Source organism: Acidovorax sp. FW305-C-20-28 (genome assembly GCF_058783375.1).
This window is the reverse complement of sequence record NZ_JBYSYM010000003.1, coordinates 1-23776: the sequence shown is the minus strand read 5'-3', so window position 1 is coordinate 23776 and position 23776 is coordinate 1. Positions and strand designations below refer to the sequence as shown.

Annotated in this window: 23 protein-coding genes; 15 read left to right on the top strand and 8 right to left on the bottom strand. The window is 66.9% G+C overall.

Features of this window, described 5'->3' with window-relative positions:
• Positions 1–103: 103 nt before the first annotated feature.
• The 3 genes from hemF to AC3WOH_RS05150 form a co-directional block, all read right to left on the bottom strand.
• Positions 104–1063: an oxygen-dependent coproporphyrinogen oxidase gene (gene hemF / locus AC3WOH_RS05160; RefSeq protein WP_492228320.1), complete on the bottom strand. Its 960-nt coding sequence runs from the start codon at positions 1061–1063 to the stop codon at positions 104–106.
• A complete protein-coding gene (purD, locus tag AC3WOH_RS05155) occupies positions 1063–2343 on the bottom strand; it encodes a phosphoribosylamine--glycine ligase (RefSeq protein ID WP_492228319.1) in 1281 nt (426 codons plus the stop codon). The genes hemF and purD overlap by 1 nt, the downstream gene beginning before the upstream one ends.
• Before the next feature lie 86 nt (positions 2344–2429).
• Positions 2430–3149, bottom strand: coding sequence for a YebC/PmpR family DNA-binding transcriptional regulator (locus AC3WOH_RS05150; protein WP_492228318.1), 720 nt, complete (start codon positions 3147–3149; stop codon positions 2430–2432).
• An 80-nt stretch (positions 3150–3229) separates the two neighbouring features.
• Between AC3WOH_RS05150 and AC3WOH_RS05145 the strand changes: the two genes are divergently transcribed.
• From AC3WOH_RS05145 to AC3WOH_RS05130, 4 genes are all read left to right on the top strand, one after another.
• Entirely contained in the window at positions 3230–4750 is a 1521-nt protein-coding gene (locus AC3WOH_RS05145; RefSeq protein WP_492228317.1) for a helicase HerA-like domain-containing protein, read from the top strand.
• Positions 4751–4833: 83 nt separating this feature from the next.
• A complete protein-coding gene (locus AC3WOH_RS05140) occupies positions 4834–5676 on the top strand; it encodes a glycine-rich domain-containing protein (RefSeq protein ID WP_492228316.1) in 843 nt (280 codons plus the stop codon).
• 118 nt (positions 5677–5794) lie between these two features.
• Entirely contained in the window at positions 5795–7117 is a 1323-nt protein-coding gene (locus AC3WOH_RS05135; RefSeq protein ID WP_492228315.1) for a hemolysin family protein, read from the top strand.
• Between the two features lie 115 nt (positions 7118–7232).
• A complete protein-coding gene (locus AC3WOH_RS05130) occupies positions 7233–8084 on the top strand; it encodes an enoyl-CoA hydratase-related protein (protein WP_492228314.1) in 852 nt (283 codons plus the stop codon).
• Here AC3WOH_RS05130 and AC3WOH_RS05125 read toward each other — a convergent pair.
• Both AC3WOH_RS05125 and AC3WOH_RS05120 read right to left on the bottom strand, forming a co-directional pair.
• Positions 8081–8851, bottom strand: coding sequence for an amino acid ABC transporter permease (locus AC3WOH_RS05125; RefSeq protein ID WP_492228313.1), 771 nt, complete (start codon positions 8849–8851; stop codon positions 8081–8083). The two genes, AC3WOH_RS05130 and AC3WOH_RS05125, sit on opposite strands and share 4 nt — an antisense overlap.
• 101 nt (positions 8852–8952) lie before the next feature.
• A complete protein-coding gene (locus AC3WOH_RS05120) occupies positions 8953–9720 on the bottom strand; it encodes a basic amino acid ABC transporter substrate-binding protein (RefSeq protein WP_492228312.1) in 768 nt (255 codons plus the stop codon).
• A 182-nt stretch (positions 9721–9902) separates the two neighbouring features.
• Here AC3WOH_RS05120 and AC3WOH_RS05115 point away from each other — a divergent pair, with 182 nt between their 5' ends.
• The 5 genes from AC3WOH_RS05115 (at position 9903) to AC3WOH_RS05095 (ending at position 15535) form a co-directional block, all read left to right on the top strand.
• A complete protein-coding gene (locus AC3WOH_RS05115) occupies positions 9903–10877 on the top strand; it encodes a threo-3-hydroxy-L-aspartate ammonia-lyase (protein WP_492228311.1) in 975 nt (324 codons plus the stop codon).
• A gap of 31 nt (positions 10878–10908) precedes the next feature.
• Complete coding sequence (upp, locus tag AC3WOH_RS05110; protein WP_492228310.1) at positions 10909–11547, top strand: uracil phosphoribosyltransferase; 639 nt, start codon at positions 10909–10911, stop codon at positions 11545–11547.
• A gap of 257 nt (positions 11548–11804) precedes the next feature.
• Positions 11805–12815, top strand: coding sequence for a BMP family protein (locus tag AC3WOH_RS05105; protein WP_492228309.1), 1011 nt, complete (start codon positions 11805–11807; stop codon positions 12813–12815).
• 91 nt (positions 12816–12906) lie between these two features.
• Positions 12907–13857, top strand: a complete 951-nt coding sequence (locus tag AC3WOH_RS05100; protein ID WP_492228308.1) for a 5'-methylthioadenosine/S-adenosylhomocysteine nucleosidase — start codon at positions 12907–12909, stop codon at positions 13855–13857.
• Between the two features lie 124 nt (positions 13858–13981).
• Entirely contained in the window at positions 13982–15535 is a 1554-nt protein-coding gene (locus tag AC3WOH_RS05095) for an ABC transporter ATP-binding protein (RefSeq protein WP_492228307.1), read from the top strand.
• A gap of 31 nt (positions 15536–15566) precedes the next feature.
• On the opposite strand, the gene AC3WOH_RS05090 is transcribed toward AC3WOH_RS05095, so the two are convergent.
• Complete coding sequence (locus AC3WOH_RS05090; protein ID WP_492228306.1) at positions 15567–16157, bottom strand: hypothetical protein; 591 nt, start codon at positions 16155–16157, stop codon at positions 15567–15569.
• 104 nt (positions 16158–16261) lie between these two features.
• Here AC3WOH_RS05090 and AC3WOH_RS05085 point away from each other — a divergent pair, with 104 nt between their 5' ends.
• The 4 genes from AC3WOH_RS05085 to AC3WOH_RS05070 all read left to right on the top strand — a co-directional run bounded on the left by AC3WOH_RS05085 (position 16262) and on the right by AC3WOH_RS05070 (position 20219).
• Positions 16262–17323, top strand: coding sequence for an ABC transporter permease (locus tag AC3WOH_RS05085; protein ID WP_492228305.1), 1062 nt, complete (start codon positions 16262–16264; stop codon positions 17321–17323).
• A gap of 166 nt (positions 17324–17489) precedes the next feature.
• Positions 17490–18413, top strand: a complete 924-nt coding sequence (locus tag AC3WOH_RS05080; RefSeq protein ID WP_492228304.1) for an ABC transporter permease — start codon at positions 17490–17492, stop codon at positions 18411–18413.
• Positions 18410–18856 (top strand): hypothetical protein, encoded by a 447-nt coding sequence (locus AC3WOH_RS05075; RefSeq protein WP_492228303.1) that lies wholly within the window; start codon positions 18410–18412, stop codon positions 18854–18856. The genes AC3WOH_RS05080 and AC3WOH_RS05075 overlap by 4 nt, the downstream gene beginning before the upstream one ends.
• 88 nt (positions 18857–18944) lie before the next feature.
• Positions 18945–20219, top strand: a complete 1275-nt coding sequence (locus AC3WOH_RS05070; protein WP_492228302.1) for an amidohydrolase family protein — start codon at positions 18945–18947, stop codon at positions 20217–20219.
• On the opposite strand, the gene AC3WOH_RS05065 is transcribed toward AC3WOH_RS05070, so the two are convergent.
• Positions 20220–20585 carry a DMT family transporter gene (locus tag AC3WOH_RS05065; protein ID WP_492228301.1) on the bottom strand — a complete coding sequence of 122 codons (366 nt, stop codon included), beginning with the start codon at positions 20583–20585 and terminating at the stop codon, positions 20220–20222.
• Positions 20586–20742: 157 nt separating this feature from the next.
• Positions 20743–21948: a GGDEF domain-containing protein gene (locus tag AC3WOH_RS05060; RefSeq protein WP_492228300.1), complete on the bottom strand. Its 1206-nt coding sequence runs from the start codon at positions 21946–21948 to the stop codon at positions 20743–20745.
• A gap of 180 nt (positions 21949–22128) precedes the next feature.
• Between AC3WOH_RS05060 and AC3WOH_RS05055 the strand changes: the two genes are divergently transcribed.
• Together AC3WOH_RS05055 and AC3WOH_RS05050 are read left to right on the top strand one after the other, a co-directional pair.
• A complete protein-coding gene (locus AC3WOH_RS05055) occupies positions 22129–22878 on the top strand; it encodes an AAA family ATPase (RefSeq protein ID WP_492228299.1) in 750 nt (249 codons plus the stop codon).
• A 31-nt stretch (positions 22879–22909) separates the two neighbouring features.
• Positions 22910–23686 carry a hypothetical protein gene (locus AC3WOH_RS05050; protein ID WP_492228298.1) on the top strand — a complete coding sequence of 259 codons (777 nt, stop codon included), beginning with the start codon at positions 22910–22912 and terminating at the stop codon, positions 23684–23686.
• Positions 23687–23776: the final 90 nt, after the last annotated feature.

Sequence of the window (23776 nt, the reverse complement as noted above, 5' to 3'; positions counted from 1 at the left end):
CGCGGTGGCGCTCAGGCAACGGGAGGTGTTTGCAACCTCTGCTGCTGGCGTCCAAAGCGCGGGCAGCTATTGAAATTATAGCTTTTTGGGAACAATGGCCGTTTCAGGCGGTGCCGGCAAGCCAGTCGCGCCGCACCAGAAAGCGCTCGGTGAGCGCGGCCTCGGCCGAGCCCGCCCCGTGCTGGCGCTGGTACGACCAGGACACCAGGGGCGGCATGGACAACAGGATGGACTCGGTGCGCCCACCTGACTGCAGCCCGAAATGCGTGCCCCGGTCCCAGACCAGGTTGAACTCGACATAGCGGCCGCGGCGGTAGAGCTGGAAGTCGCGCTCGCGCTCGCCATAGGGCGCGCCCTGGCGCTTCTCGACGATGGGCAGGTAGGCCGAGAGGAAGGCATCACCCACCGCCTGCGTCATGGCCAGGCTCTGCTCGAAACCCAGCTCCGAAAAGTCATCGAAGAACACCCCGCCCACGCCGCGCTGCTCATTGCGGTGCTTGAGGAAGAAATACTCGTCGCACCACTGCTTGAAGCGCGGGTACTTGTCGTCGCCAAACGGGGCCAGCGCATCGCGGCAGCCGCGGTGGAAGTGCACCGCATCCTCCTCGAAGGCGTAGTACGGCGTGAGGTCCATGCCACCGCCGAACCAGCAGGTCGGTGCCTCGCCGGGGTGGCCCGCGGCGATCATGCGCACGTTCATGTGCACAGTCGGCACATAGGGGTTCTTCGGGTGGAACACCAGCGACACGCCCATGGCCTCGAACGGCGCACCCGCCAACTCGGGCCGGTGCTGGGTGGCCGATGGCGGCAGTTGCGGCCCGCGTACGTGCGAAAAACCGCAGCCGGCGCGCTCGAACACGCGCCCGCCTTCGAGGATGCGCGTCACGCCATCGCCTTGCAGGGTCTCGCCGGGCTCCTTGCGCCAGGCATCGGCCAGAAAGCGGGCACCGCCCTCGCCTTCCACAGCCTCCAGGGCACCGGTGATGCGCAACTGCAGCCCCTGCAGGTAGCTGCGCACACGCGCCACCGTGTCGGCGGCGTTCAGCGATGGAGTGGTGGGCATCAGGCCTTGACGGCTCGGAAGCCGATATCGCGGCGGTACTGCGCGCCGTCGAACTGGATGTTGCGCGCCACGTCGTAGGCGCGCTGCTGCGCCTGCTTGACGCTGTCGGCCAGCACCGTCACGCACAGCACGCGGCCGCCCGTGACACTGACCACGCCGTCCTTCAGGGCCGTGCCCGCATGGAAGACCACGGCATCGTCCGCATCGGCCGGCAGGCCGGTGATGGCGTCGCCCTTGCGCGGGTTCTCGGGGTAGCCATGGGCAGCCATCACCACGCCCAGCGCGGTGCGGCGGTCCCATTGCAGCTCGATCTGGTCGAGCTTGCCGTCCACACCGGCACCCAGCACATCGGCCAGGTCGCTTTTCAGGCGCATCAGGATGGGCTGGGTCTCGGGGTCGCCCATGCGGCAGTTGAATTCGAGCGTCTTGGGGTGGCCCTTGGCGTCGATCATCAGGCCGGCGTACAGGAAGCCGGTGTAGGGGATGCCGTCCTTTTCCATGCCGCGGATGGTGGGCAGGATGATCTCGCGCATCGCGCGGGCATGCACATCGGCCGTGACCACGGGCGCGGGCGAATACGCCCCCATGCCGCCGGTGTTGGGGCCTTCGTCGCCGTCCTTCAGGCGCTTGTGGTCCTGGCTGGTGGCCAGGGCCAGCACGTTCTTGCCGTCGCACAGCACGATGAAGGAGGCTTCCTCGCCTTCGAGGAAGGCCTCGATCACCACGCGGGCCCCGCCCTCGTTGTGGGCCACGCCGTACTTGTTGTCCACCAGCATGAAGTCCACGGCATCGTGGGCTTCTTTCAGCGTCATGGCCACGACCACACCCTTGCCGGCTGCCAGGCCGTCGGCCTTGATGACGATGGGCGCACCCAGGCGGTCCACAAAGGCGTGGGCTGCCACCGGGTCGGTGAAGGTGTCGTAGTCCGCCGTGGGGATGCCATGGCGGCGCATGAATGCCTTGGAGAAGGCCTTGGAGCTTTCGAGCTGGGCAGCGGCCTGCGTAGGGCCGAACAAGCGCAGGCCGTGCGCACGGAATTCATCGACCACGCCGGCGGCCAGTGGCGCCTCGGGGCCCACCACCGAGAGGGCGATCTTCTCGGCCAGCGCCCACTTGCGCAGCTCGCGCACGTCGGTGATGGCGATATTCTCCAGCTTGGAGTTCAGGGCCGTGCCGCCGTTGCCCGGCGCCACATACACCTTTGTGACCTTGGGCGACTGGCTGAGCTTCCAGGCCATTGCGTGTTCACGGCCGCCGCCACCAATTACAAGAACCTTCATACCGGCCTATTAGAACCTGTCTCCAACGGGTCAAGACGCCTGTTACAGAGACAGTGTTGTGATTTCTTCCATCGGGGGGCCACGCTTCAGAGCGCGGCGTTGTGGTAGACCTCCTGGACATCGTCCAGGTCTTCCAGGATATCGAGCAGCTTTTGCATCCGGGCGGCGTCCTCGCCCTCCAGTTCGATGGTGTTTTCGGCGCGCATGGTGACACCGGACACCTCGGGCACCAGGCCCGCAGCCTCCAAGGCGTTCTTCACAGCCTCGAAGTCGGCCGGGGCCGTGAGCACCTCGATGGCGCCATCCTCATCGGTCACCACGTCTTCGGCGCCGGCTTCGAGCGCCACTTCCATCACCTTGTCCTCGCTGGTACCTGGGGCATAGATCAGCTGGCCGCAGTGCTTGAACTGGAACACCACCGAGCCTTCGGTGCCCATGTTGCCGCCATGCTTGCTGAACGCGTGGCGCACCTCGGCCACCGTGCGCACGCGGTTGTCTGTCATGGTGTCGATCATGACCGCCGCACCGCCGATGCCATAGCCCTCGTAGCGGATTTCCTCGTAGGTCAGGCCTTCGGCATTGCCCGTGGCCTTGTCGATGTTGTACTTGATGCGGTCGGCCGGCATGTTGGCGGCCTTGGCCTTGTCCACCGCCAGGCGCAGGCGCGGGTTGGCCGACAGGTCGCCGCCACCGGCACGCGCCGCCACGGTGATTTCGCGAATGATGCGGGTCCAGATCTTGCCGCGTTTCTCATCCTGCCGCCCCTTGCGGTGCTGGATGTTCGCCCATTTACTGTGTCCTGCCACGGGAAGTCCTTTGGTCTTGATTTAATCTACTGCACGCGATTTTACTTTTGCCGAACCCCGCATCCCCTAGGAAACCCGAAATGGCCGAACCACTCCTGATTGCCAAGCACGACACCACCGAATGCCACCTGCTTCCGGGGCTGGCCAACCGCCACGGACTCATCACCGGGGCCACGGGCACCGGCAAGACGGTGACGCTGCAGACCCTGGCCGAGAATTTCTCGCGCATCGGCGTGCCGGTGTTCATGGCCGACGTCAAGGGCGACCTCACGGGCGCCAGCCAGCCCGGCAAGATCGGCGAGAAGCTGGCCGCCACGCTCAAGGAGCGCGGCCTGGAGCTGCCCGCCCCGCTGGCCTGCCCGACCACGCTGTGGGACGTGTTTGGCGAGCAAGGCCACCCGGTGCGCGCCACGGTGTCGGACATGGGCCCCCTGCTGCTGGGGCGCATGCTCAACCTCAATGAGACGCAATTGGGCGTGCTCAACCTGGTGTTCAAGATCGCCGACGACAACGGCCTGTTGCTGCTGGACCTCAAGGACCTGCGCGCCATGCTGCAGTATGTGGGCGACAACAGCAAGGAATTCACGACCGAGTACGGCAACGTGAGTGCGGCCAGCGTGGGCGCCATCCAGCGCGGGCTGCTGCAGATCGAGCAGCAGGGCGGCACGCAGTTCTTCGGCGAGCCCATGCTCAACATCCAGGATTTCATGCAGACGGTGGACGGCCACGGCGTGGTCAACATCCTGGCGGCCGACAAGCTCATGAACGCGCCGCGCCTGTATGCCACCTTCCTGCTGTGGATGCTGTCCGAGCTGTTCGAGCAACTGCCCGAGATCGGCGACCCCGAGCAGCCCAAGCTGGTGTTCTTCTTCGACGAGGCCCACCTCTTGTTCAACGAGGCGCCCAAGGTGCTGGTCGAGCGCATCGAACTGGTGGTGCGGCTGGTGCGCTCCAAGGGCGTGGGCGTGTACTTTGTGACGCAGAACCCGCTCGATATTCCCGACAGCGTGCTGGCCCAGCTGGGCAACCGCGTGCAGCATGCGCTGCGCGCCTTCACGCCGCGCGACCAGAAGGCCGTGAAGGCCACGGCCACCACCATGCGGCAAAAGCCGGGCCTCGATATCGAAACCGCCATCACCGAGCTGGCCGTGGGCGAGGCGCTGGTGAGCTTTCTCGACGCCAAGGGCCGCCCCAGCGTGACCGAGCGCGTGTTCATCCTGCCGCCGGGCAGCCAGCTCGGCCCCATCACGCCGCCGCAGCGCCAGGCGCTGATGGCCAGCTCGCTGGTGGCCGGCGTGTACGAGAAGATGGTGGACCGCGAATCGGCCTATGAAAAGCTCAAGGGCCGCACCGCCGATGCGGGCAGCGCGCAGGCCCCGGCCGGCAAGGGCGGCGCCGTGGCGGCCCCCGCAGAGGAAGGTGGCGGCCTGCTGGGCGGCCTGAACGACGTGCTCTTTGGCTCCACCGGCCCGCGCGGCGGCAAGCGCGACGGCCTGGCCCAGACCATGGCCAAGTCGGCCGTGCGCACCATGGGCACCACGCTGGGCAAGGAAATCCTGCGCGGCGTATTGGGCAGCGTCTTCGGCGGAAGGAAGCGCTGAGCAGCGTCAAAAAATAGTCACATCCACCGCCCCAAAAAGAGGTACAACCCCGGAAAACAGACAAATAACAAAGGGGGATACCGATGGGCAAGATCGACAACCTGCTGGTGCGCTACGGCAGCAACGTGGTGCAACTGGCCGTCGCCGTCTGGGTGCTGGCCTTCATTGCGGTTTTTGCGGGGCTGCTGCACCCGAACTGGCGCTGGGGCGTCTACCTGGTGTGCACGGTGGTGGTGACCGCCATGGTGGTGCAGTGGACGCGCTCGGTGCGCGAGCGCTACATCCGCGAGGCCAAGCTGCCCGCCTACCTCAAGCGCAAGCTGCGCGAGACCTACCCCCATCTGTCGCAGAAGGACTGCGAACTGGTGGAGCGCGGCCTGCGCCAGTTTTTCATGGCCTGCATGCGCAGCCGCAAGCAGTTCGTGGCCATGCCGTCCAAGGCCGTGGATGCCCTGTGGCACGACTTCATACTGCACACCCAGGCCTACAAGACCTGGTGCCACAACGCGCTGGGCTTCTTCTTGCACCATACGCCGGCCGAGGCCCTGGGCACCAAGGCGAAGAACAACGATGGCCTGCGCCGCGCCTGGTTCTGGGCCTGCAAGGAAGAAGCCATCAACCCCAAGGCCCCCAGCCGCCTGCCCCTGCTGTTCGCGCTGGATGCCAAGATGGCGATCGCCGGCGGCTTCACCTACGTGCCCGATTGCAGCAGCATCCTCGCCAAGAACGCTGCAGGCGGTGATGGCAGCGGCACCTACTGCGGCACCAGCTTCTCTGACAGCAGCCACAGCGGCAGCTCGGGCGACTTCGGCGGGGCGGACAGTTCCTCCTCGTCGAGCAGTTCCAGTGATAGCAGCGATGGTGGTGGGAGCGATGGCGGCAGCAGCTGCGGAGGTGGTGGCTGCGGCGGTGGCGGCGGGGACTGAGCACGGTCCTTGCAAGCGCCCGGATACGGGGGCCAATATCCGTTCGGCATCCCGGCAGTAACCACACCCCTACAATGGGCAGCTTCTCAACTTCAAGGGAACTGTCTGTTCCCTGTCTATGGAAATCGCAATACTGTTCGCCCTCATCCTCTTGAACGGCGTGTTCGCCATGTCGGAGATCGCACTGGTCACGGCACGGAAGGCCCGGCTGCAAAAGCTGATTGATGAGGGCGATAGCGGCGCCGCAGCCGCTGTGAAGCTGGGCGAAGACCCCACCCGCTTTCTCTCCACCATCCAGATCGGCATCACATCGATCGGCGTGCTCAACGGTATCGTCGGTGAGGCGGCCCTGGCCGCCCCCCTGGCTGCCTGGCTGGCAGCTCTGGGCGTGCCGGCCCCCTATGGCGGATATGCCGCGACGGGCCTGGTGGTGGTGCTGATCACCTACTTCTCCATCGTCGTGGGCGAACTGGTGCCCAAGCGCATCGGCCAGTCCTACCCGGAAACCTTTGCCCGCCTGGTGTCGCGCCCGATCAACTTCCTGGCGCTGGCGACCAAGCCCTTCGTGCTGCTGCTGTCCACCTCCACACGCACGCTGCTGCGCCTGTTGGGCGTCAAGGAAACCAGCGGCAGCCCCGTGACCGAGGAAGAGATCCACGCCATGCTGGTCGAGGGTACGACGGCCGGTGTGATCGAGTCGCACGAGCACACCATGGTGCGCAACGTGTTCCGCCTGGACGACCGCCAGATCGGCTCGCTCATGGTGCCGCGCGGTGATGTGGTCTGCCTGGACCTGGACCTGAGCTTCGAGGAGAACCTGAAGCGCATCGAAGAGTCGGACCACGCCCGCTTCCCTGTGGTGCGTGGCGGCATGGACAACATCCGCGGCGTGCTCAATGCACGCCAGTGGCTGTCGCGCACCATCCGCGACAAGGCCCACAGCCTGGCAGAGCAGCCGCTGCAGACGGCGCTGTACGTGCCCGAGACCATCACCGGCATGGAGCTTTTGGACAACTTCCGCCTGTCGGACGTGCACATGGCCTTCGTGATCGACGAGTACGGCGAGGTGCAGGGCATCGTCACGCTGCAGGACCTGATCGAGGCCATCACCGGCGAATTCCAGCCGCGCGACCCCGAAACATCCTGGGCACTGCAGCGCGAAGACGGCAGCTGGCTGCTGGACGGCCACATCCCCGTGCCCGAGCTCAAGGACCGGCTGAACCTGGACGCTGTGCCCGAGGAAGAGCGCGGCCGCTACCACACGCTCAGCGGCATGATCATGCTGCTGACCGGCCGCCTGCCCAAGGTGACGGACACCGTGGAATGGGAAGGCTGGAAGCTCGAGGTGGTGGACATGGACGGCAAGACCATCGACAAGATCCTGGCCAGCCGCCTGCCCGTGCCCGAGATCGCCGACGCCACGGAAACCACCGACGGCTGATCGCCGTCCCCTACCCCATCTGCCACGCGGCAGATGCGGGCAAACCCGCAGCCGCCCGCCCGCAGTCGCACTGGCGACCTTGACGGCGCGGGCGCGGGGCCTACAGTGTTCGCCCATGAACACTGCTCCCACCCTCACCTGCTTTTCCCTGACCACCACCGGCCATGTGGCCCACCTGGTGCTGAACCGGCCCGAGGCCATGAACACCATGCACCCCACCTTCTGGCGCGAGCTGGACGAGGTGCTGGTGCACCTGCATCGGGCGGGCGAGGCGCGCGCCCTGGTCATCAGCAGCACGGGCAAGCACTTCAGCGCGGGCATGGCGCTCGAGACCTTCGGCGGCGCCATCACCATGGACGACCAGAGCCCCGAGGGCCGCGCCGCCATCTTCGACCTGCTGACCGACATGCAGCACACCTTCACACGGCTGGAGGAGCTGCGCATCCCGGTGATCATGGCCATCCACGGCGGCTGCATCGGCGGCGCGGTGGACATGGTGACGGCGGCCTGCATCCGCTATGCCACGACCGACGCCTTCTTCTGCATCCAGGAGATCAACATCGGCATGGTGGCCGACGTGGGTACCCTGCAGCGCCTGCCCAAGCTCGTGCCCCTGGGCGTGGTCAAGGAGCTGGCTTATACGGGCCGGCGCATGCCCGCCCAGAAGGCGCTGGGTTACGGCTTGGTCAACGAGGTCTTCGATACGCAGGAGGCCATGGTTGCCGCAGCGCTGCAGTGCGCCGCAGAGATCGCCAGCAAGCCGCCTGTGGCCATCTGGGGCACCAAGCAGGCCGTGAACTATGCGCGCGACCACTCGGTGGAAGACAGCCTGCGCCAGATGGGCTGGCTGCAGGGCACCATCTGGAGCAACCGCCACGTACAGGAATCGGTCACGGCGATGAAGCAAAAGCGCGCGGGGGACTTCCCTGGCCTCACCCCGCTGCAGCGCTTTTCGGAACTCGGTTAACTCCGGTCGCTGCGCGCCAGCCGGTACTCCAGCCGGCGCAGCACCGTGGTCAGCGCCAGGGTCATGCACCAGTAGGCCAGCGAGATGGCCAGGTAGGGCTCCCAGTAGCGCGCATAGGCGCCCGCCACCGTGCGCGCGGCGTACGCCATCTCGGCCAGGCCGATGGCCGAGACCAGGGACGTGTCCTTGAGCAGCGCGATCATGTTGTTGCCCAGGGGTGGCAGCATGCGCCGGAAAGCCTGGGGCAGCACCACGTAGCGCAGCACCTGCAGCGGCGTGAAGCCCAGCGAACGCCCGGCGTCGGACTGGCCGCGCGCAATCGACTGGATGCCCGCACGGAACACCTCGGAGATATAGGCCGCCGAATTCAGCGTGAGTGCCGCGATGCCCGAGATCAAAGCGCCATGCTCCTGCTTGAGCGTGCGCGCCAGGTCACCATCGACCAGCAGGCCCGACACCGGGTGGATGAACAGCGGCATCACCGCAAAGTGCATGAGCAGAATCTGCACGAACAGCGGCGTACCACGGAAAAAACTCACGTACACGGTGGAGGGCCAGCGCAGCAGGAAGCGGCACACCCAGTTCCACGGCGCATGGCGCGCCTGCGCCAGGCGCGCCAGAGCCAGCACCAGGCCCCACGAGCCGCCCAGCGTGACGCAGACCACCGTCATGCACAGCGTCATCCACGCGCCCTTGAAGAACAGCTCGCGGTATTCCACCAGGATGTCCGGCCGGAACCAGCCAAACCACAATTCGGGTTGATCCATGGGTCCTTCTCCTTCTTTCACGGCCGCGCACGCGGCTCCCCTCAGAAAACAAAAAAGCGGCCGCTGGCGGCCGCTGCAAGTGACTCAAGCCAGAACCGGGCTCAGCGTGCCTTGTACTCTTTTGCGAACCACTTTTTGTAGATCTCGCCATAGCTGCCGTCGGCGCGTACGGCGGCCAGGCCGGCGTTGAGCTTGTCCTGCAGGGCCTTGTCGCCCTTCTTCACGACGATGCCGAAGCCTTCTTCGGGGAAGGACGGATCTTCCACCGTCTTGAGCGCTGCATTCTGGCTCACGCGGTAGGCGATGACGCCGTTGTCGCCGATGGCAGCATCCACGCCGCCGCCAGCCAGCTCGGAGATGATGAGCGGCGTGCTCTCGAAGCGGCGGATGTTGGCATTGGTCTTGCCGAATTCGCGCGAGGCCACGTCGTCGGCCGTGGAGGCATTCACCACGGCGATCTTCTTGCCTGCCAGGTCCTTGAGCGAAGCCACGGTGCTGTTCTTGGGCACGGCGATGAGCTGGTGGGCCGCGAAGTACGGGGCCGAGAAGTCGTAGCTCTGGCGGCGCTTGTCGTTGATGGTCACGCCGGAGATCACCAGGTCCACGTCACCGTTGTTGAGCGCCGCGAAGATACCGCTCCAGGGCGTGTTCACGACCTTGATCTTGAGGTTCTGGTGCTTGGCGATGGCGTTGATGATGTCGATGTCGAAGCCGACGATCTGCTTGTCCTTGTTCTCGAACGCGAAGGGCGCATAGGTCGCGCTGGAAGCCACGGTGAGTTCGCGGGCCTGGGCATGGGCGGCCAGGGAGACAGCGAACGAGGCGGCCAGGCCGAGGCCCAGGGTGGCAATGCGGCGGGAAATGGACATGGTGGGCTCTTGGGGAAAGTCGGGAAAAGGGGCAGTATATCCATGCACCAGGGGCCCGGGCATCAATATTCATAGCGGCAAACGCCCTGTTTTTGGGCCTTGCACGCCCTCTGTGACCAAAAGTCAGGCAGTTTTATGATGGATGGAATAGTTGAGCCCCTTCAGACCTGAAAGATTCCACTATGAGCAACGCCAGCCTTCCCCCGCCCACCTACGCGGATGTTGTTTCTGCCGCACAGCGGCTCGCTGGTGTGGCCCACCGCACGCATGTGCTGCGCTCCCACATGGCTGACACGCTGCTGGGCACCCAGGTGTTCTTCAAGTGCGAAAACCAGCAGCGCACAGGCTCGTTCAAGTTCCGCGGGGCCTACAACACCCTCTCGCAGTTCAGCGACGAACAGCGCGAACGCGGCGTGCTGGCGTTTTCGGCCGGCAACCACGCGCAGGCCATCGCGCTGTCGGCCCGGCTGCTGGACATGCCCGCCCTGATCGTGATGCCCGAAGACGCCCCCGCCACCAAGATGGCGGCCACGCGTGAGTACGGCGCCCAGGTGGTCACCTACAACCGCTACACCGAAGACCGCGAGGCCATCAGCCACCGGCTGGCCCAGGAGCGCGGCATGACCCTGGTGCCGCCCTTCGACCACCCGCATGTGATTGCCGGCGAGGGCACGGCGGCCAAGGAATTCCTGGAAGAGGTGCCCGACCTGGACTACCTGTTCGTCTGCGTGGGCGGCGGCGGCCTGCTGGCCGGCAGCCTGCTGGCGACCGAGGCCCTGGCGCCGAGCTGCCGCGTCGTGGGCGTGGAGCCCGAGGCCGGCAACGACGGCCAGCAATCGCTGCGCAGCGGGCAACTGGTGCAGATCCCCACGCCGCACACGATTGCCGACGGCGCACAGGCCCGCTCGCTGGGGCAGATCACCTTTCCCATCATCCAGCGCCTGGCCGAGGACATCGTGACCGCCACCGACGAGCAACTGGTCGAGGCCCTGCGCTTCTTCGCCGAGCGCATGAAGCTGGTGGTGGAGCCCACCGGTGCACTGGCCTTTGCCGGTGTGCGGCATGGCGGCGTGGATGTGCGTGGCGCCAAGGTCGGCATTCTCATCAGCGGCGGGAATGTGGACATGTCGAGATACGCAAGGTTTCTGGCAGACTAGGCGCGACCCAAAAACAATCGAGCACTACGCCATGAGCACCAGTACCAACGTCACCGTCATCACCCACCCCCTCGTCCAGCACAAGCTCACGCTGATGCGCCGCAAGGACGCCAGCACCAACAGCTTTCGCCGCCTGCTGGGCGAGCTGAGCACGCTCATGGCCTACGAGGTCACGCGCGACATGCCGCTGCAGGACATCGAGATCGAAACCCCGCTGGAGACCATGACCGGCCAGGTGATCGATGGCAAGAAGCTGGTGCTGGTCTCCATCCTGCGTGCGGGCAACGGCTTCCTCGACGGCATGCTGACCGTGGTGCCCGGCGCGCGCGTGGGCCACATCGGCCTGTACCGCGACCCGGCCACGCTGCAGCCGGTGGAGTACTACTTCAAGATGCCCTCCGAGATGGAAGAGCGCGACATCATCGTGGTCGACCCCATGCTGGCCACCGGCAACTCGGCCGCCGCCTGCGTGGACCGGCTCAAGAAGCTCAACCCCCGCTCCATCAAGTTCGTTTGCCTGCTGGCCGCCCCCGAGGGCGTGGCCACGCTGCAGAAGGCCCACCCCGACGTGCCGATCTTCACCGCCGCCATCGACCGCGAGCTCAACGACCACGGCTACATCCTGCCCGGGCTGGGCGATGCCGGCGACCGCATCTTCGGCACCAAGTAAGCCAGTAGCCGCGGATCGCACTGCAGCAACGCCGCCCCAGGGACCCGGCCCCGGAGGCGGCATTTTTTTGCCCCAAAGCAGTGCGATTTCTTACCATCTGGTGACTTTCTTCTGGCAGACTGCGTGGCGGCGCCTGCGCCTGCATCAAGGCAGGGCATCTGCCGGCACGCGACACCAGCCGCCCATTGGCGTGCTAATTGCTTGAGACAACGCCCAGAATCGATCGCCCATCCTCCATCCGAAGAAGGACCCACTCCATGACCTCTCGCCGCATCTTCACCGGCCACCTGTTCTCCACCTCCCTGGCGCTGTCGGCCATGATCGGGCTGGCGCCCGGCGCAGCCCTCGCGCAGGCCAAGACCAAGGTGGCGGCGATCTACACGGTGCCGTACGAGCAGCAATGGGTCAGCCGCATCCACAAGGCCCTCAAGGCGGCCGAGGCGCGCGGAGAGATCGAGTACAAGTCCAGCGAGAACGTGAGCAACGCCGACTACGAGCGCGTGATGCGCGAGTACGCCACCGGCGGCAACCAGCTCATCGTGGGCGAGGCCTTCGCGGTGGAGGCTGCTGCCCGCAAGGTGGCCAAGGACTTCCCCAAGACCTCGTTCCTGCTGGGCTCCTCGGGCAAGCCGCAGGCGCCCAACTTCAGCGTGTTCGACAACTACATCCAGGAGCCGGCCTACCTGTCGGGCATGGTGGCCGGCGGCATGACCAAGACCAACAAGATCGGCATGGTCGGGGGCTTCCCCATCCCCGAGGTGAACCGCCTGATGCACGCCTTCATGGCCGGTGCCAAGGAAGTGAACCCCAAGGTGGAGTTCACCGTGAGCTTCATCAACAGCTGGTTCGACCCGCCCAAGGCCAAGGAAGCCACCTTCGCCATGATCGACAAGGGTGCCGACGTGCTCTACGCCGAGCGCTTCGGCGTGAGCGATGCCGCCAAGGAAAAGGGCAAGCTCGCCATCGGCAACGTGATCAACACCCAGGACAAGTACCCCGACACGGTGGTCGCATCCGCCCTGTGGCACATGGAGCCCAGCATCGACCGCGCGCTCAAGCTGGTCAAGGAAGGCAAGTTCACACCCGAGGACTACGGCCCGTATTCGATGATGAAGCACAAGGGCTCGGAACTCGCGCCCCTGGGCACCTTCGAGAAGAAGGTACCCGCCGACATCGTGGCCAAGGTCAAGGCCAAGGAGGCCGACATCCTGGCCGGCAAGTTCACCGTGAAGGTGGACGACAGCCAGCCCAAGTCCACGGCCAAGTAAGCCGCAGGCGGCGCCTGCGCGCAGAGTTCCAAGGGCCACTCACTGCGGTGGCCCTTTTCGTTGGCCCTGTCCATCGCTTACCCTGTTGACCATGAACTTCACCGCATTGCTCCCCCGTCGCATCGCCCAACTGCTCGGCACGCTGGCCCTGGCCGGCGCCCTTGCGGGCTGCGCATCCAGCCCCGCAGTGCAGGGCACGCGCCTTGACAGCACACCCCGCATCGCCGTGATCTCGGCCTTTGCCCCCGAACTCACGGTGCTGCTGCCCCAGGTGCAACAGCCCGTGAAGCACAGCATCAATGGCGTGGAGTTCACCACCGGCACCTTGCAGGGCAAGCCTGTGGTGGTGTTCCTCTCGGGCATCAGCATGACCAATGCGGCCATGAACACGCAGTTGGTGCTGGACCGCTTCCACGTGAGCCACATCGTGTTCTCGGGCATCGCCGGCGGCGTGAACCCGGGCCTGCACATCGGCGACGTGACGGTGCCTGCGCGCTGGGGCCAGTACATGGAATGGCTGATGGCGCGCGAAGACCAGCCCGGCAAGTATTCGGCGCCCGGCTGGATGCAGGCCGAACTCACCCTGCCCGCCTTCGGCATGATGCACCCACGCCCGGTGGAGGTGCGCTCGGCGGCCAATCCCAAGCTGACGCAGAAATTCTGGTTCGAGGCCGACCCGCGCATGCTGGCCGTGGCCAACGGCCTGGCTGCGGTGCCGCTGGAACACTGCCATGCCAGCCACTGCCTGAAGGAGCGCCCGCGCATGGTGGTGGGCGGCAACGGCGTCTCGGGCCAGGCCTTTGTGGACAACAAGGCCTTCCGCGAGTACGCGTTCAAGACCTTCGAGGCCAATGTGCTCGACATGGAGACTGCCGCCACGGCCATGGTGGCGCACAGCAACGGCGTGCCCTACATCGCCTTCCGCTCGCTGAGCGACCTGGCCGGTGGCGGCGACGGCGCCAACGAGATGGACACCTTCATGCACCTGGCGGCCGCCAATTCGGCCAAGGTGCTGCAGGCATTTCTCGCAGCCTGGAAATGACCAAGGCCCCCACGCTCCCTCACTGCGTGTGGTCGCTGCCCCCCAAGGGGGCGCGTTTCGCCTTGGGGCGGCCCGGCGGCGAAACAGGTTTTCCCCTCATCATCCTGGTTGATCAGGAAGCGCCATGACCTCCGATACCGTCCTGCGCCTGACCGGCATCACCAAGCGCTTCGGCAAGCTGGTGGCCAACGATGGCATCGGCCTCACGCTGGCGCGCGGCGAAGTGCTGGCCCTGCTGGGCGAGAACGGCGCGGGCAAGTCCACACTGATGTCCATCCTGTTCGGCCACTATGTGGCCGACGAGGGCAGCATCGAAGTCTTCGGCCAGCCGCTGCAGCCCGGCCAGCCACGTGCTGCGCTGGCCGCCGGCATCGGCATGGTGCACCAGCATTTCACGCTGGCCGACAACCTCACGGTGCTGGACAACGTGCTCTTGGGGAGCGAACCGCTGTGGCAGCCGTTTTCGCGCCGGGCGGCCGCGCGCGAGAAGCTGCTGGCCGTGTCGGCCCGCTTCGGCCTGCCGGTGCAGCCCGATGCGCTGGTAGGCAGCCTCTCGGTGGGCGAACGCCAGCGGGTCGAGATCCTCAAGGCCTTGTACCGCGGCGCGCGCATCCTGATCCTGGACGAGCCCACCGCCGTGCTCACCCCGCAGGAAAGCGAGGCGCTGTTTGCCACCCTGTCGCAGATGGTGGCCCAGGGCCTGTCCATCATCTTCATCAGCCACAAGCTGGCCGAGGTACTGCGCGTCTCGCACCGGGTGGCCGTACTGCGCCAGGGCAAGCTGGTGGCCGAGGCGCCCGCCCAGAGCACTACGCAGGGCCAACTGGCCCAGTGGATGGTGGGCCATGCCATCGAGGCCAGCGAGCGCCGGCCCGCCAAAAGCGTGGGCGCGCCGGTGTGCACGCTGGCCGATGTGTCCACGGCAAGCACGGGCCGCGACCGGCTGCAGAACGTGTCGCTCACGCTGAACGCGGGCGAAATCGTTGCCATTGCCGGAGTCTCGGGCAATGGCCAGGTGGCCTTAGCCGATCTGCTGTGCGGCGTGCGCGCCGCCACGGCCGGCCAGGTCACGCTGCTGGGCGCCCCGCTGCAGGCCCGCCCCGCCTGGGTGGTGAACCAGGGCGTGGCCCGCATCCCCGAAGACCGCCATGCCGTGGGCGTGGTGGGCGACCTGCCGGTGTGGGAGAACGCCGTGTCCGAGCGCCTGCGCAGCCACTGGTTCGCCCACCCCTGGTTCAAGGCCTTCTGGGTCAAGCGCACCGCTGCGCGCCAGCATGCGCAGCGTGTGGCCGAGACCTTCGACGTGCGCGGCGGCGGGGCGGACACACCGGCCCGTGCGCTCTCGGGCGGCAACATGCAAAAGCTCATCCTGGGCCGCGCCCTGCTGCCGCCTGGCGATGCGCCTGCCCCGCGGCTCATCGTGGCGCACCAGCCCACCTGGGGCCTCGACATCGGCGCAGTCACGTTCGTGCAGCAACAGCTGATCGACGCCCGCGACGGCGGCGCTGCGGTGCTGCTGATCTCGGACGACCTCGACGAGGTACTGGCCCTGGGCGACCGCGTGGCGGTGATGCATGAGGGGCATCTGAGCGAGGCCCGACCCGCCGAAGCCTGGACGCGCGAGGCCATCGGGCTGGCGATGGCCGGCGCCGCCAGCAGCGCGGAGGAAACCCCGTGACTGCGCAGGCACCGATCCAGCGGTTCACCCCCTACCCACGCCCCATGCCGGCCAGCGTCCTGAAGACAAGCCAGGTGAACACCAGAGCCGGCAGGTACAGCGCAGAAGCGATGGACAGCTCCCACCAGGACAGGGCGCGCCGCCACCACACGCCGAGCAGCACCGGAGCACACCCCATCACCAGCAGGATGGTGGATGGAAAGAACCAGACCCCCGCCAGCAGGAACAGGGGCGTCCACAGCAGCACCCGGCTGAGCTTGAAGGCCATGGGCCGGCTGCTGCGCCACGTGTGTAGCAGCAAGCCGAGAAAGCCGGCCACCAGCGCCGACACAACACCGATAGTGATGCGCTGGCGCCGCTTCTGGCCTTCTTCCCTCTGTCTGCGGTTGTCGTCGAGCCATTCGTTGATCTCGGCGGTATACGCTGCTTCGTTCTTCAGCGGCAGGTCAGGTGGGGCAGCCGACGCCGACGCCGACGGACCCTCGCCGGTCAATGCTTGTGCCATGGCACCTGCGCAGCCCAGCGCCAGCGCGCTGCACAGCAGCATGTGCCGGATGGCTTTGCCCCCTGCGAAGGCTGCAGCCATGCATCCAGACCATCCCCGGGCCGGGTTGTTGTTCATGCGTCCCCTCTCTTTTTTTGGCGGTCCTGCGTGCTACAGGCCTCGTCTCCGTTCTGCACATGGTAATCCGATGCACTCCCACCCCCTCCACACGTTGACGCCCCATGCGGCTTGAAAAACGCAACCACATCTCCCCGGCCGCCTATGTGGCGGCGCCGGTGGGCGCCGTGGTCTTCACCTTCCTCATCAGTGGCCTGCTGGTGCTGTGGGCCGGAGCGCCCGTGGGCCAGACCTATGCATTGCTCGTCAAGGGCGCCTTCGGCTCGGTCTTTGCGCTGACCGAGACGCTGACGCGCGCCACGCCACTGATCCTGACCGGGTTGGCTGCGGCCGTGGCCTTTCGTGCGCGGCTGTTCAACATCGGGGCCGAGGGGCAGCTCTATGCCGGGGCGCTGGCCGCCGTGGCCGTGGGCGGCATGCATGGCGGCACGGGGCTGGAATGGTCGCACTGGCTGCTGTTCCCGCTGATGGTGCTGGCCGCAGCCCTGGCCGGCGCGCTGCTGCTGCTGGGCCCGGCGCTCATGAAGTCGCGCCTGGGGGTGGACGAGGTGGTGACCACGTTGCTGCTCAACTTCATCACCCTGCTGCTGGTCTCGGCCTTGCTCGACGGGCCCATGAAGGACCCGCTGTCCATGGGCTGGCCGCAGAGCGTGGCGCTGCAGGGCGACCTCGAACTCGCCAAGCTCGTGCCCCAGACGCGCCTGCACACAGGCCTGCTGTGGGCGGTTGCATTGGCGCTGGTGCTCTGGGCCATTCTGCGGCGCACGGTGCCGGGCTTCGACATCCGCGCGGCAGGCGCCAATGCGCGCGCTGCCGCCTTTGCCGGCGTGCCCATCACGCGCACCGTGGTGCTGGTGGCCCTGCTTTCGGGCGGGCTGGCCGGGCTGGCCGGTGCCATCGAGGTGGCGGGCCGCACCAGCTATGTCACGCTGGACATGTCGCCCGGCTATGGCTACAGCGGCATCGTCATCGCCATGCTGGCCGGGCTGCACCCGCTGGGGGTGATAGCAGCCGGCACCTTCGTGGCTGGCGTGCTGGTGGGGGCCGACAGCATGAGCCGCGCCGTGGGCGTGCCCACCTACATCGCCGACGTGATCGTGGCCACCTCGCTCATTGCCGTGCTGGTGGCCACGCTGCTCACGCAATACCGGGTCCGCATGAAATGAAGCACCCCCTGAGTCGCTTCGCGCCGTCCCCCTCTCTCGCCTTGCTGCGCAATGCGGGAGGGGGACGCTCCCAGCGCGGCGGGGCGGCCCTTGCGCGGGAGCACTGGCCTCAGCTGCGCCAATGCTGTGGACCGCGGGAAGCGCCCATACGGATTGAACAACTGAAATGAGTGAACTACTCGACATTCTGGCCAACCCGGCCTTCTGGATCGCCACGCTGCGGGTGGCCACGCCGCTCATCCTGGGTACGCTCGGGGTACTGCTGTGCGAGCGGGCCGGCGTGCTCAACCTGGGCATCGAGGGCATCATGGTCGCGGGAGCCTTCACGGGCTGGCTCACGGTGTATGCCGGCTTCGGCCTGTGGACCGGGGTGCTGGTGGCGGCGCTCACGGGCGCCGTGTTCGGCCTGTTGCATGCCTGGCTCACGGTGGGGTTGGCGCTGTCGCAGCATGTCTCGGGCCTGGGCATCACGCTCCTGGCCACGGCGCTGAGCTACTACGGCTACCGCGTGGGCTTTCCCAAGGTGAACACGCCGCCCACCATCGAGCCCTTTGCGCCCATGGAGTGGCTGGGCCTGCCCATCCTCTCGGCACAGACCCCGCTCACGTTGCTGGCGCTGGCCCTGGTACCGCTGCTGGCCTGGGTGCTGATGCGCACACCGCTGGGCCTGGCCGTGCGCATGGTGGGCGAGAATCCGCAGGCGGCCGAAGGCCAGGGCCTGTCGGTCGCGGCCACGCGCACCGGCGCCATCGTGGCCGGTTCGGCGCTGATGGGGGTGGCGGGCTCCTTCCTCACGCTCTCGGCCTTCAACGCCTTTTTCTTCAACATGGTGAACGGGCGCGGCTGGATCTGCGTGGCGCTGGTGGTGTTCGCCTCATGGCGGCCCGGCAAGGCGCTGCTGGGCGCCCTGCTCTTTGCCTTCTTCGACGCGCTGCAGCTGCGCCTGCAGCAGGCGGGCGACGCCTGGCTGCCCTACCAGGTGTATTTGATGCTGCCCTACCTGCTGTCCATCCTGGCCCTGGTGCTGGTGGCACGCAAGGCCGCGTATCCGCAGGCGCTGATGAAGCCGTATCGCAGGGGCGAGCGATGAAGACGGCCCCCTGGCTTGCGGCCCTGGCACTCGCCTCTGGCGCGCCGGCCCATGCCCTGGGCATGGATGTGCCCTACGAGCGCTTTGCCACGGCCGAGGCAGTGGACTGGGTGCAGGTCTGCGGCCAGTGGCCTGTGCGCAAGAACGAAGGCGTCTACCGCATCGTGCATGGCACGCAGTACGCGCAGTCTTTTCTGTACCTGCAATGGATGCAGCGCGGCGGCGATGGCAGCCTGCAGGCCGTGCACACCCAAAGCATCCGCGAACTCAACAACGACCATGCGGAGATCACCCTGAGCCGCATCGCCTGCCGCGCCACGCGCAACGGCATCCGCATCACGGCGCGGGCCAGCTCGGGGCACGAAGACAAGCTGCGCAGCATCGCCATCGAGGCCGGCCACCGGCCCGGGGTGTACCGCTACACCGCACACCCCGGGCGCTGAGCCGCCAGGAACGAGATCCCGACACGAATCCGCGACAAAATACCCCCACCCGCGCCGAACACGAACAACGCCCTGCACCTGCACCACCATGCTCGATCTGCTGATCCACAACGCCACCCTGCCCGACGGCCGCACCCACATGTCCGTGGCCGTGCAGGACGGGCGCATCACCGAAGTGACCGAGGGCCTGCAAGCGCCTGCGCACGACACGGTGGACGCGGGCGGCCTGCTGCTGAGCCCACCCTTCGTGGACGCGCATTTCCACATGGATTCCACGCTCAGCTATGGCCAGCCGCGCGTGAACCAGAGCGGCACCTTGCTCGAAGGCATTGCGCTGTGGGGCGAGCTCAAACCCCAACTCACACACGAGGCCATCGTGCAGCGCGCCCTGCGCTACTGCGACTGGGCCGTGGCCCAGGGCCTGCTGGCGATCCGCTCGCACGTGGACACCAGCGACCCCAGCCTGCTGCCCGTGCGCGCCCTGCTCGACGTGAAGCAGCGCGTGGCGCCCTACCTGGACCTGCAGCTCGTGGCCTTTCCGCAGGATGGCGTGCTGCGCTCGCCGGGCGGGCTCGACAACCTGACACGCGCGCTCGACCTGGGTGTGGACGTGGTCGGCGGCATCCCACACTTCGAGCGCACCATGGCCCAGGGGGCCGAGAGCGTGAAGATCCTGTGCGAACTGGCCGCCCAACTGGGCAAGCGGGTGGACATGCACTGCGACGAGTCGGACGACCCGCTCTCGCGCCACGTGGAGACGCTGGCGCAGGAGACCCAGCGCCTGGGCCTGCACGGCCGCGTGGCGGGCTCGCACCTCACGTCGATGCACAGCATGGACAACTACTACGTGAGCAAGCTCATCCCGCTGATGGCCGAGGCGCAGTTGGGCGTGGTGGCCAACCCGCTGATCAACATCACGCTGCAGGGCCGCCACGACACCTACCCCAAGCGCCGCGGCATGACGCGCGTGCCCGAGCTCATGGCCGCGGGCCTCACCGTGGCCTTTGGCCACGACTGCGTGATGGACCCCTGGTACGGCGGCGGCAGCGCCGACATGCTGGAAGCCGCCCACATGGGCCTGCACGTGGCGCAGATGACCAGCCAGGCCGCCATGCGCCAGTGCTTCGAGGCCGTCACGACCAATCCGGCAAGGCTGCTGGGCCTTGAAGGCTATGGCCTAGCGGCCGGCTGCCATGCCGACTTCGTGCTGCTGCACGCACGCAACCCGGTGGAAGCCATCCGCCTGCGCTCCGCGCGCCTGGCGGTGTACCGGCGCGGCAAGCGCGTTGCGAGCAGCCCGGCCCCCGTGGCCACGCTGAACCTGCCCAGCAGGCCGGGCAGCGTGGGGTTTCTGGCCGAATGATCAGCGCGCAGGTGGTGATGGTGCCGCCAGGCTGAGCGTGACCACCCCGGCCACCACCAGGGCCAGCCCGGCAAGCCGCAGGCCCGACAGTGGCTCGTCGAACAGCGCCGCCCCCAGCAGCGCCGTCAGCCCCAGCCCGCTGCCAGCCCATACCGCGTAGGTGACCCCCATGCCGATGTGCTTCATGGCCAGTGACATCCACCAGACCGCCAGCACATAGCAGGCCCCTGCGATCACGGCAGGCACCACGCGGGAAAAGCCCTCCGATTGCCTGAGTGCCACGGTACCGGCGACCTCCGACGCGACACTGGCCGCCAGCCACAGCCAGGCCAGTGATTTTGCTTCCAACAGATACGTGAACGCCATGCGCTGCTCCATGTGCCCGCCGACCGCTTGTACCGAGCGGAGCGAACAGACAGAGGACAGGAAAGCGGTACCTGCAGGGAACGAGAAGTGAAGGTGGGGCGACTCTACACCACTGCGCACACACGCCTGTGACGGGGGCCCTACACGGCCCCGCTGATCACAGGGCCGGCACGGCCTCTACGGCCGCCTTGCCCCATTCAGGCGCCTGCACCACCTCCACCCGGTTGCGCCCGCGCTTCTTCGCCAGGTACATGGCCTCATCGGCACGCTGCAGCACCGACTCGGGCTTTTCACCCGGCATGCTCAGCGTGACCCCGATGCTCACGGTGATCGGTATCGCGCTGCGCTGCGTGGGGACCGGTTGCGCGGCCACCAGGGCGCACAGGCGCTCGGCGACGACGCGAGCGCCCTCATGGTCTGCATTGGGCAGGGCGATGGCGAACTCCTCACCGCCCAGGCGGCCCAGCACATCCTCGCGGCGCAGGCAGCGGTTGGCCAGCATCACGAAATGGCGCAGCACCTCGTCGCCGCACTGGTGGCCCCAGGTGTCATTGACCTTCTTGAAATGGTCCAGGTCCATCACCAGCACCGGCAGGCCGCCGCCGCCCGTGCGCTGGGCATTGCTCATGGCCTTGTCCAGCAGGGTCAGAAAGGCCCGGCGGTTGAACACATTGGTGAGCGGGTCCACCTCGGCCAGGTGGCGCAGTTCGCTGGCGATGTATTCGTTGGCCAGCATCAGCGTGCCGAACGCGAAGAGCACCAGCGCCAACACCGACTCGAGCACCACGAACTGCGACAGCCGGGCCACCAGGGTGGCATCGAGCGGCCCCTCGCCCAGGCCCGTCCCCAGCCGGAACAGCAGGGGCCGCAACAGCAGGAACATGCCATGGGCCAGCGCGGCCACGGCAAACAGGTAGCGCGCCGGCACCAGGCGCACATCGCCCTGGGCCATGGTGCGCGCCGTGAGCAGAAAGAACACGCCCGCCCCCAGCCCGGCCAGCACGAAGCGCATGCCAAGGTGCGGCTGCACCACGGTGAAGTAGATGGCCCCGAGCACCAGCGCCCCGATGGCCAGCCCCGCATAGGTGTGGGGCAGCGCCCTGCGCCCCATGTAGGCGCGGCTGCCCAGCAGGCACAGGTAGGCGGCGAGCGACACCGCCCCTTGCGAGATGACCACCGACACCACCTCGGGCAGGCGCTCGCGCAGCAGCAGGCTGGCGCTGAACACGAAGGCGCATAGGAAGGACAGCATCCATAGCCTGAGCCCCGGGATGCCCCGGTTGAAATGCCACATCACCAGCAGCACCGAGGTCACCAGCGCGGCAAGAATGGACGAGAGGATGACGAGCGTGGGGCTGTGCACTGAACGGGGGTGGGCGGGATGGGCGCGCTGACAGGCAGAAGAAACAGTGTACAGACTGCGCCAGCGCAATGCTACGCTCTCCGCTTGACCCGTGGCTGACACGCTGCACCATGCCGCCCCACCGCGCGCGCGTGGTGGTGCAGGGCCCGGCTGCTCCCCTGCCCATTCGAGCCCACCGCCATGATTGCATCCCAGTTCGTCAGCCGCATCACCCTGCTGCGCGACAAGGTCGAGTCCTTCGAGCGGTACCCGTTCTCGCTGCCCGTGGTGCGCCACCTGGAGCAGTTGGACCTGCATCCCCGGGTGAACTTCTTCATCGGCGACAACGGCTCGGGCAAATCCACGCTGCTTGAAGCCATCGCGGTCGCGCTGGGCTTCAACGCCGAGGGCGGATCCAGGAACTTCAGCTTCGGCACGCGGCCTTCACACTCCGACCTGCACCAGCACCTGCGCATCGCCAAGGGCATTCGCCGGCCTCGCGATGGCTACTTCCTGCGCGCCGAGAGCTTCTTCAACGTGGCCACAGAAATCGAGAAGCTGGACGAAGACCCCATGGGTGGTCCGCCGATCATCGGCGCGTACGGAGGCAACTCCCTGCACGAGCAATCCCATGGCGAGTCCTTCATGGCCCTGATGATGGAGCGCTTTGGCGGCCAGGGCCTGTACATCCTCGATGAGCCCGAAGCCGCGCTGTCACCCCAGCGGCAACTGGCCACGCTGGCGCGCATGCGCGACCTGGTGGAGGAGAAATCGCAGTTCATCATCGCCACGCACTCGCCTATTCTCATGGCGTACCCTGACGCGACCATCTTCCACTGCGGCAAGGAGGGCATCGCGCCCATCGCCTACCGGGACACGGAGCACTACCGCGTGACACGCGACTTTCTCATGGACCCGCAGCGCACGCTCGACGCGCTGTTTGCCCAGTAGCCAACAACGCCTTGTCCATGCTCCACGCACCATGCTCACCGCCGCCGTGCTGGTGCTGCCGAGCACCTCGGCCAGGGCCGAGGCCGCCCTGGCCGACCTGCTTTTCATGATGCCGGCCATTCTCCTCAAGGGCCTCTACTACGAACTGGCGCGCCCATGGCTGCTGGCTGCGTTCTGGGCGGGTGCGCTGCTGTGCTGGCTGGTGTATGCCAAGACCGGCAGGGATGTCGTCGGCGACTGGCTGGACCGCCTTTCACCGGTGCGCAGGCCGCTGATCCACACCACGAGCTATGGCACCCTGGGCTTTTTCGCCGTGGCATCGTTGCTGTACGTGATCGTGGGGTATGCGCTGTGGGGCCCGCCACAGCGCAACGAGCGGCCGGCCTACCAGCACACGGCCACGCGCCAGCCTGCCAAGCCCCCCGTCAGGCACACCCTGCCCTACCCCTACGGCAAGTCGCCGGGCAACCCCAAGGGCACCTGGCCCACCACCAGCGGCAACCTGGACAACCAGCCCTATCTGGCCCATGGGGGCGGCGGCCTCTTCACGCTGCGCAACCCTGGGGACGAAGGCCTGTGGGTGCGGCTGTGTGCCGCAGACGCCCAGCCCTGCACACCCTTGCGCCAGGTCTACCTGCTGCCGCGCAGCGGCTTCACGGTGGACCGGATCAGCGCAGGCGCCTACCGGCTGGAGTACACCCAGACCAGTGGACAGAACCTGAGCGGTTCTCTCGAAGGCATCCAGATCGGCAACCCTGCGGGCCTGGGCTACAACCTGGAACTGCGGGACTTCGCTCCGAAACCCTGAGAACAGGCCCTAGCAGGCTGTTGAATTTCATCCCCGTAAAACCTGGCGTTCAAGAGCATCGTTGTAGATACTGACGACTCCCTCAACAAG

What these genes read in the sequence shown, in the direction of transcription:
- AC3WOH_RS05125 (WP_492228313.1), bottom strand. Translation starts at nt 8,851, where the DNA reads ATGGATCAACCCGAATTGTGGTTTGGCTGGTTCCGGCCGGACATCCTG.
- purD (WP_492228319.1), bottom strand. Translation starts at nt 2,343, where the DNA reads ATGAAGGTTCTTGTAATTGGTGGCGGCGGCCGTGAACACGCAATGGCC.
- AC3WOH_RS05090 (WP_492228306.1), bottom strand. Translation starts at nt 16,157, where the DNA reads ATGAACAACAACCCGGCCCGGGGATGGTCTGGATGCATGGCTGCAGCC.
- AC3WOH_RS05130 (WP_492228314.1), top strand. Translation starts at nt 7,233, where the DNA reads ATGAACACTGCTCCCACCCTCACCTGCTTTTCCCTGACCACCACCGGC.
- AC3WOH_RS05065 (WP_492228301.1), bottom strand. Translation starts at nt 20,585, where the DNA reads ATGGCGTTCACGTATCTGTTGGAAGCAAAATCACTGGCCTGGCTGTGG.
- AC3WOH_RS05135 (WP_492228315.1), top strand. Translation starts at nt 5,795, where the DNA reads ATGGAAATCGCAATACTGTTCGCCCTCATCCTCTTGAACGGCGTGTTC.
- AC3WOH_RS05115 (WP_492228311.1), top strand. Translation starts at nt 9,903, where the DNA reads ATGAGCAACGCCAGCCTTCCCCCGCCCACCTACGCGGATGTTGTTTCT.
- AC3WOH_RS05085 (WP_492228305.1), top strand. Translation starts at nt 16,262, where the DNA reads ATGCGGCTTGAAAAACGCAACCACATCTCCCCGGCCGCCTATGTGGCG.
- AC3WOH_RS05080 (WP_492228304.1), top strand. Translation starts at nt 17,490, where the DNA reads ATGAGTGAACTACTCGACATTCTGGCCAACCCGGCCTTCTGGATCGCC.
- AC3WOH_RS05105 (WP_492228309.1), top strand. Translation starts at nt 11,805, where the DNA reads ATGACCTCTCGCCGCATCTTCACCGGCCACCTGTTCTCCACCTCCCTG.
- AC3WOH_RS05050 (WP_492228298.1), top strand. Translation starts at nt 22,910, where the DNA reads ATGCTCACCGCCGCCGTGCTGGTGCTGCCGAGCACCTCGGCCAGGGCC.
- AC3WOH_RS05070 (WP_492228302.1), top strand. Translation starts at nt 18,945, where the DNA reads ATGCTCGATCTGCTGATCCACAACGCCACCCTGCCCGACGGCCGCACC.
- AC3WOH_RS05055 (WP_492228299.1), top strand. Translation starts at nt 22,129, where the DNA reads ATGATTGCATCCCAGTTCGTCAGCCGCATCACCCTGCTGCGCGACAAG.
- AC3WOH_RS05100 (WP_492228308.1), top strand. Translation starts at nt 12,907, where the DNA reads ATGAACTTCACCGCATTGCTCCCCCGTCGCATCGCCCAACTGCTCGGC.
- AC3WOH_RS05075 (WP_492228303.1), top strand. Translation starts at nt 18,410, where the DNA reads ATGAAGACGGCCCCCTGGCTTGCGGCCCTGGCACTCGCCTCTGGCGCG.
- hemF (WP_492228320.1), bottom strand. Translation starts at nt 1,063, where the DNA reads ATGCCCACCACTCCATCGCTGAACGCCGCCGACACGGTGGCGCGTGTG.
- upp (WP_492228310.1), top strand. Translation starts at nt 10,909, where the DNA reads ATGAGCACCAGTACCAACGTCACCGTCATCACCCACCCCCTCGTCCAG.
- AC3WOH_RS05145 (WP_492228317.1), top strand. Translation starts at nt 3,230, where the DNA reads ATGGCCGAACCACTCCTGATTGCCAAGCACGACACCACCGAATGCCAC.
- AC3WOH_RS05140 (WP_492228316.1), top strand. Translation starts at nt 4,834, where the DNA reads ATGGGCAAGATCGACAACCTGCTGGTGCGCTACGGCAGCAACGTGGTG.
- AC3WOH_RS05095 (WP_492228307.1), top strand. Translation starts at nt 13,982, where the DNA reads ATGACCTCCGATACCGTCCTGCGCCTGACCGGCATCACCAAGCGCTTC.
- AC3WOH_RS05120 (WP_492228312.1), bottom strand. Translation starts at nt 9,720, where the DNA reads ATGTCCATTTCCCGCCGCATTGCCACCCTGGGCCTCGGCCTGGCCGCC.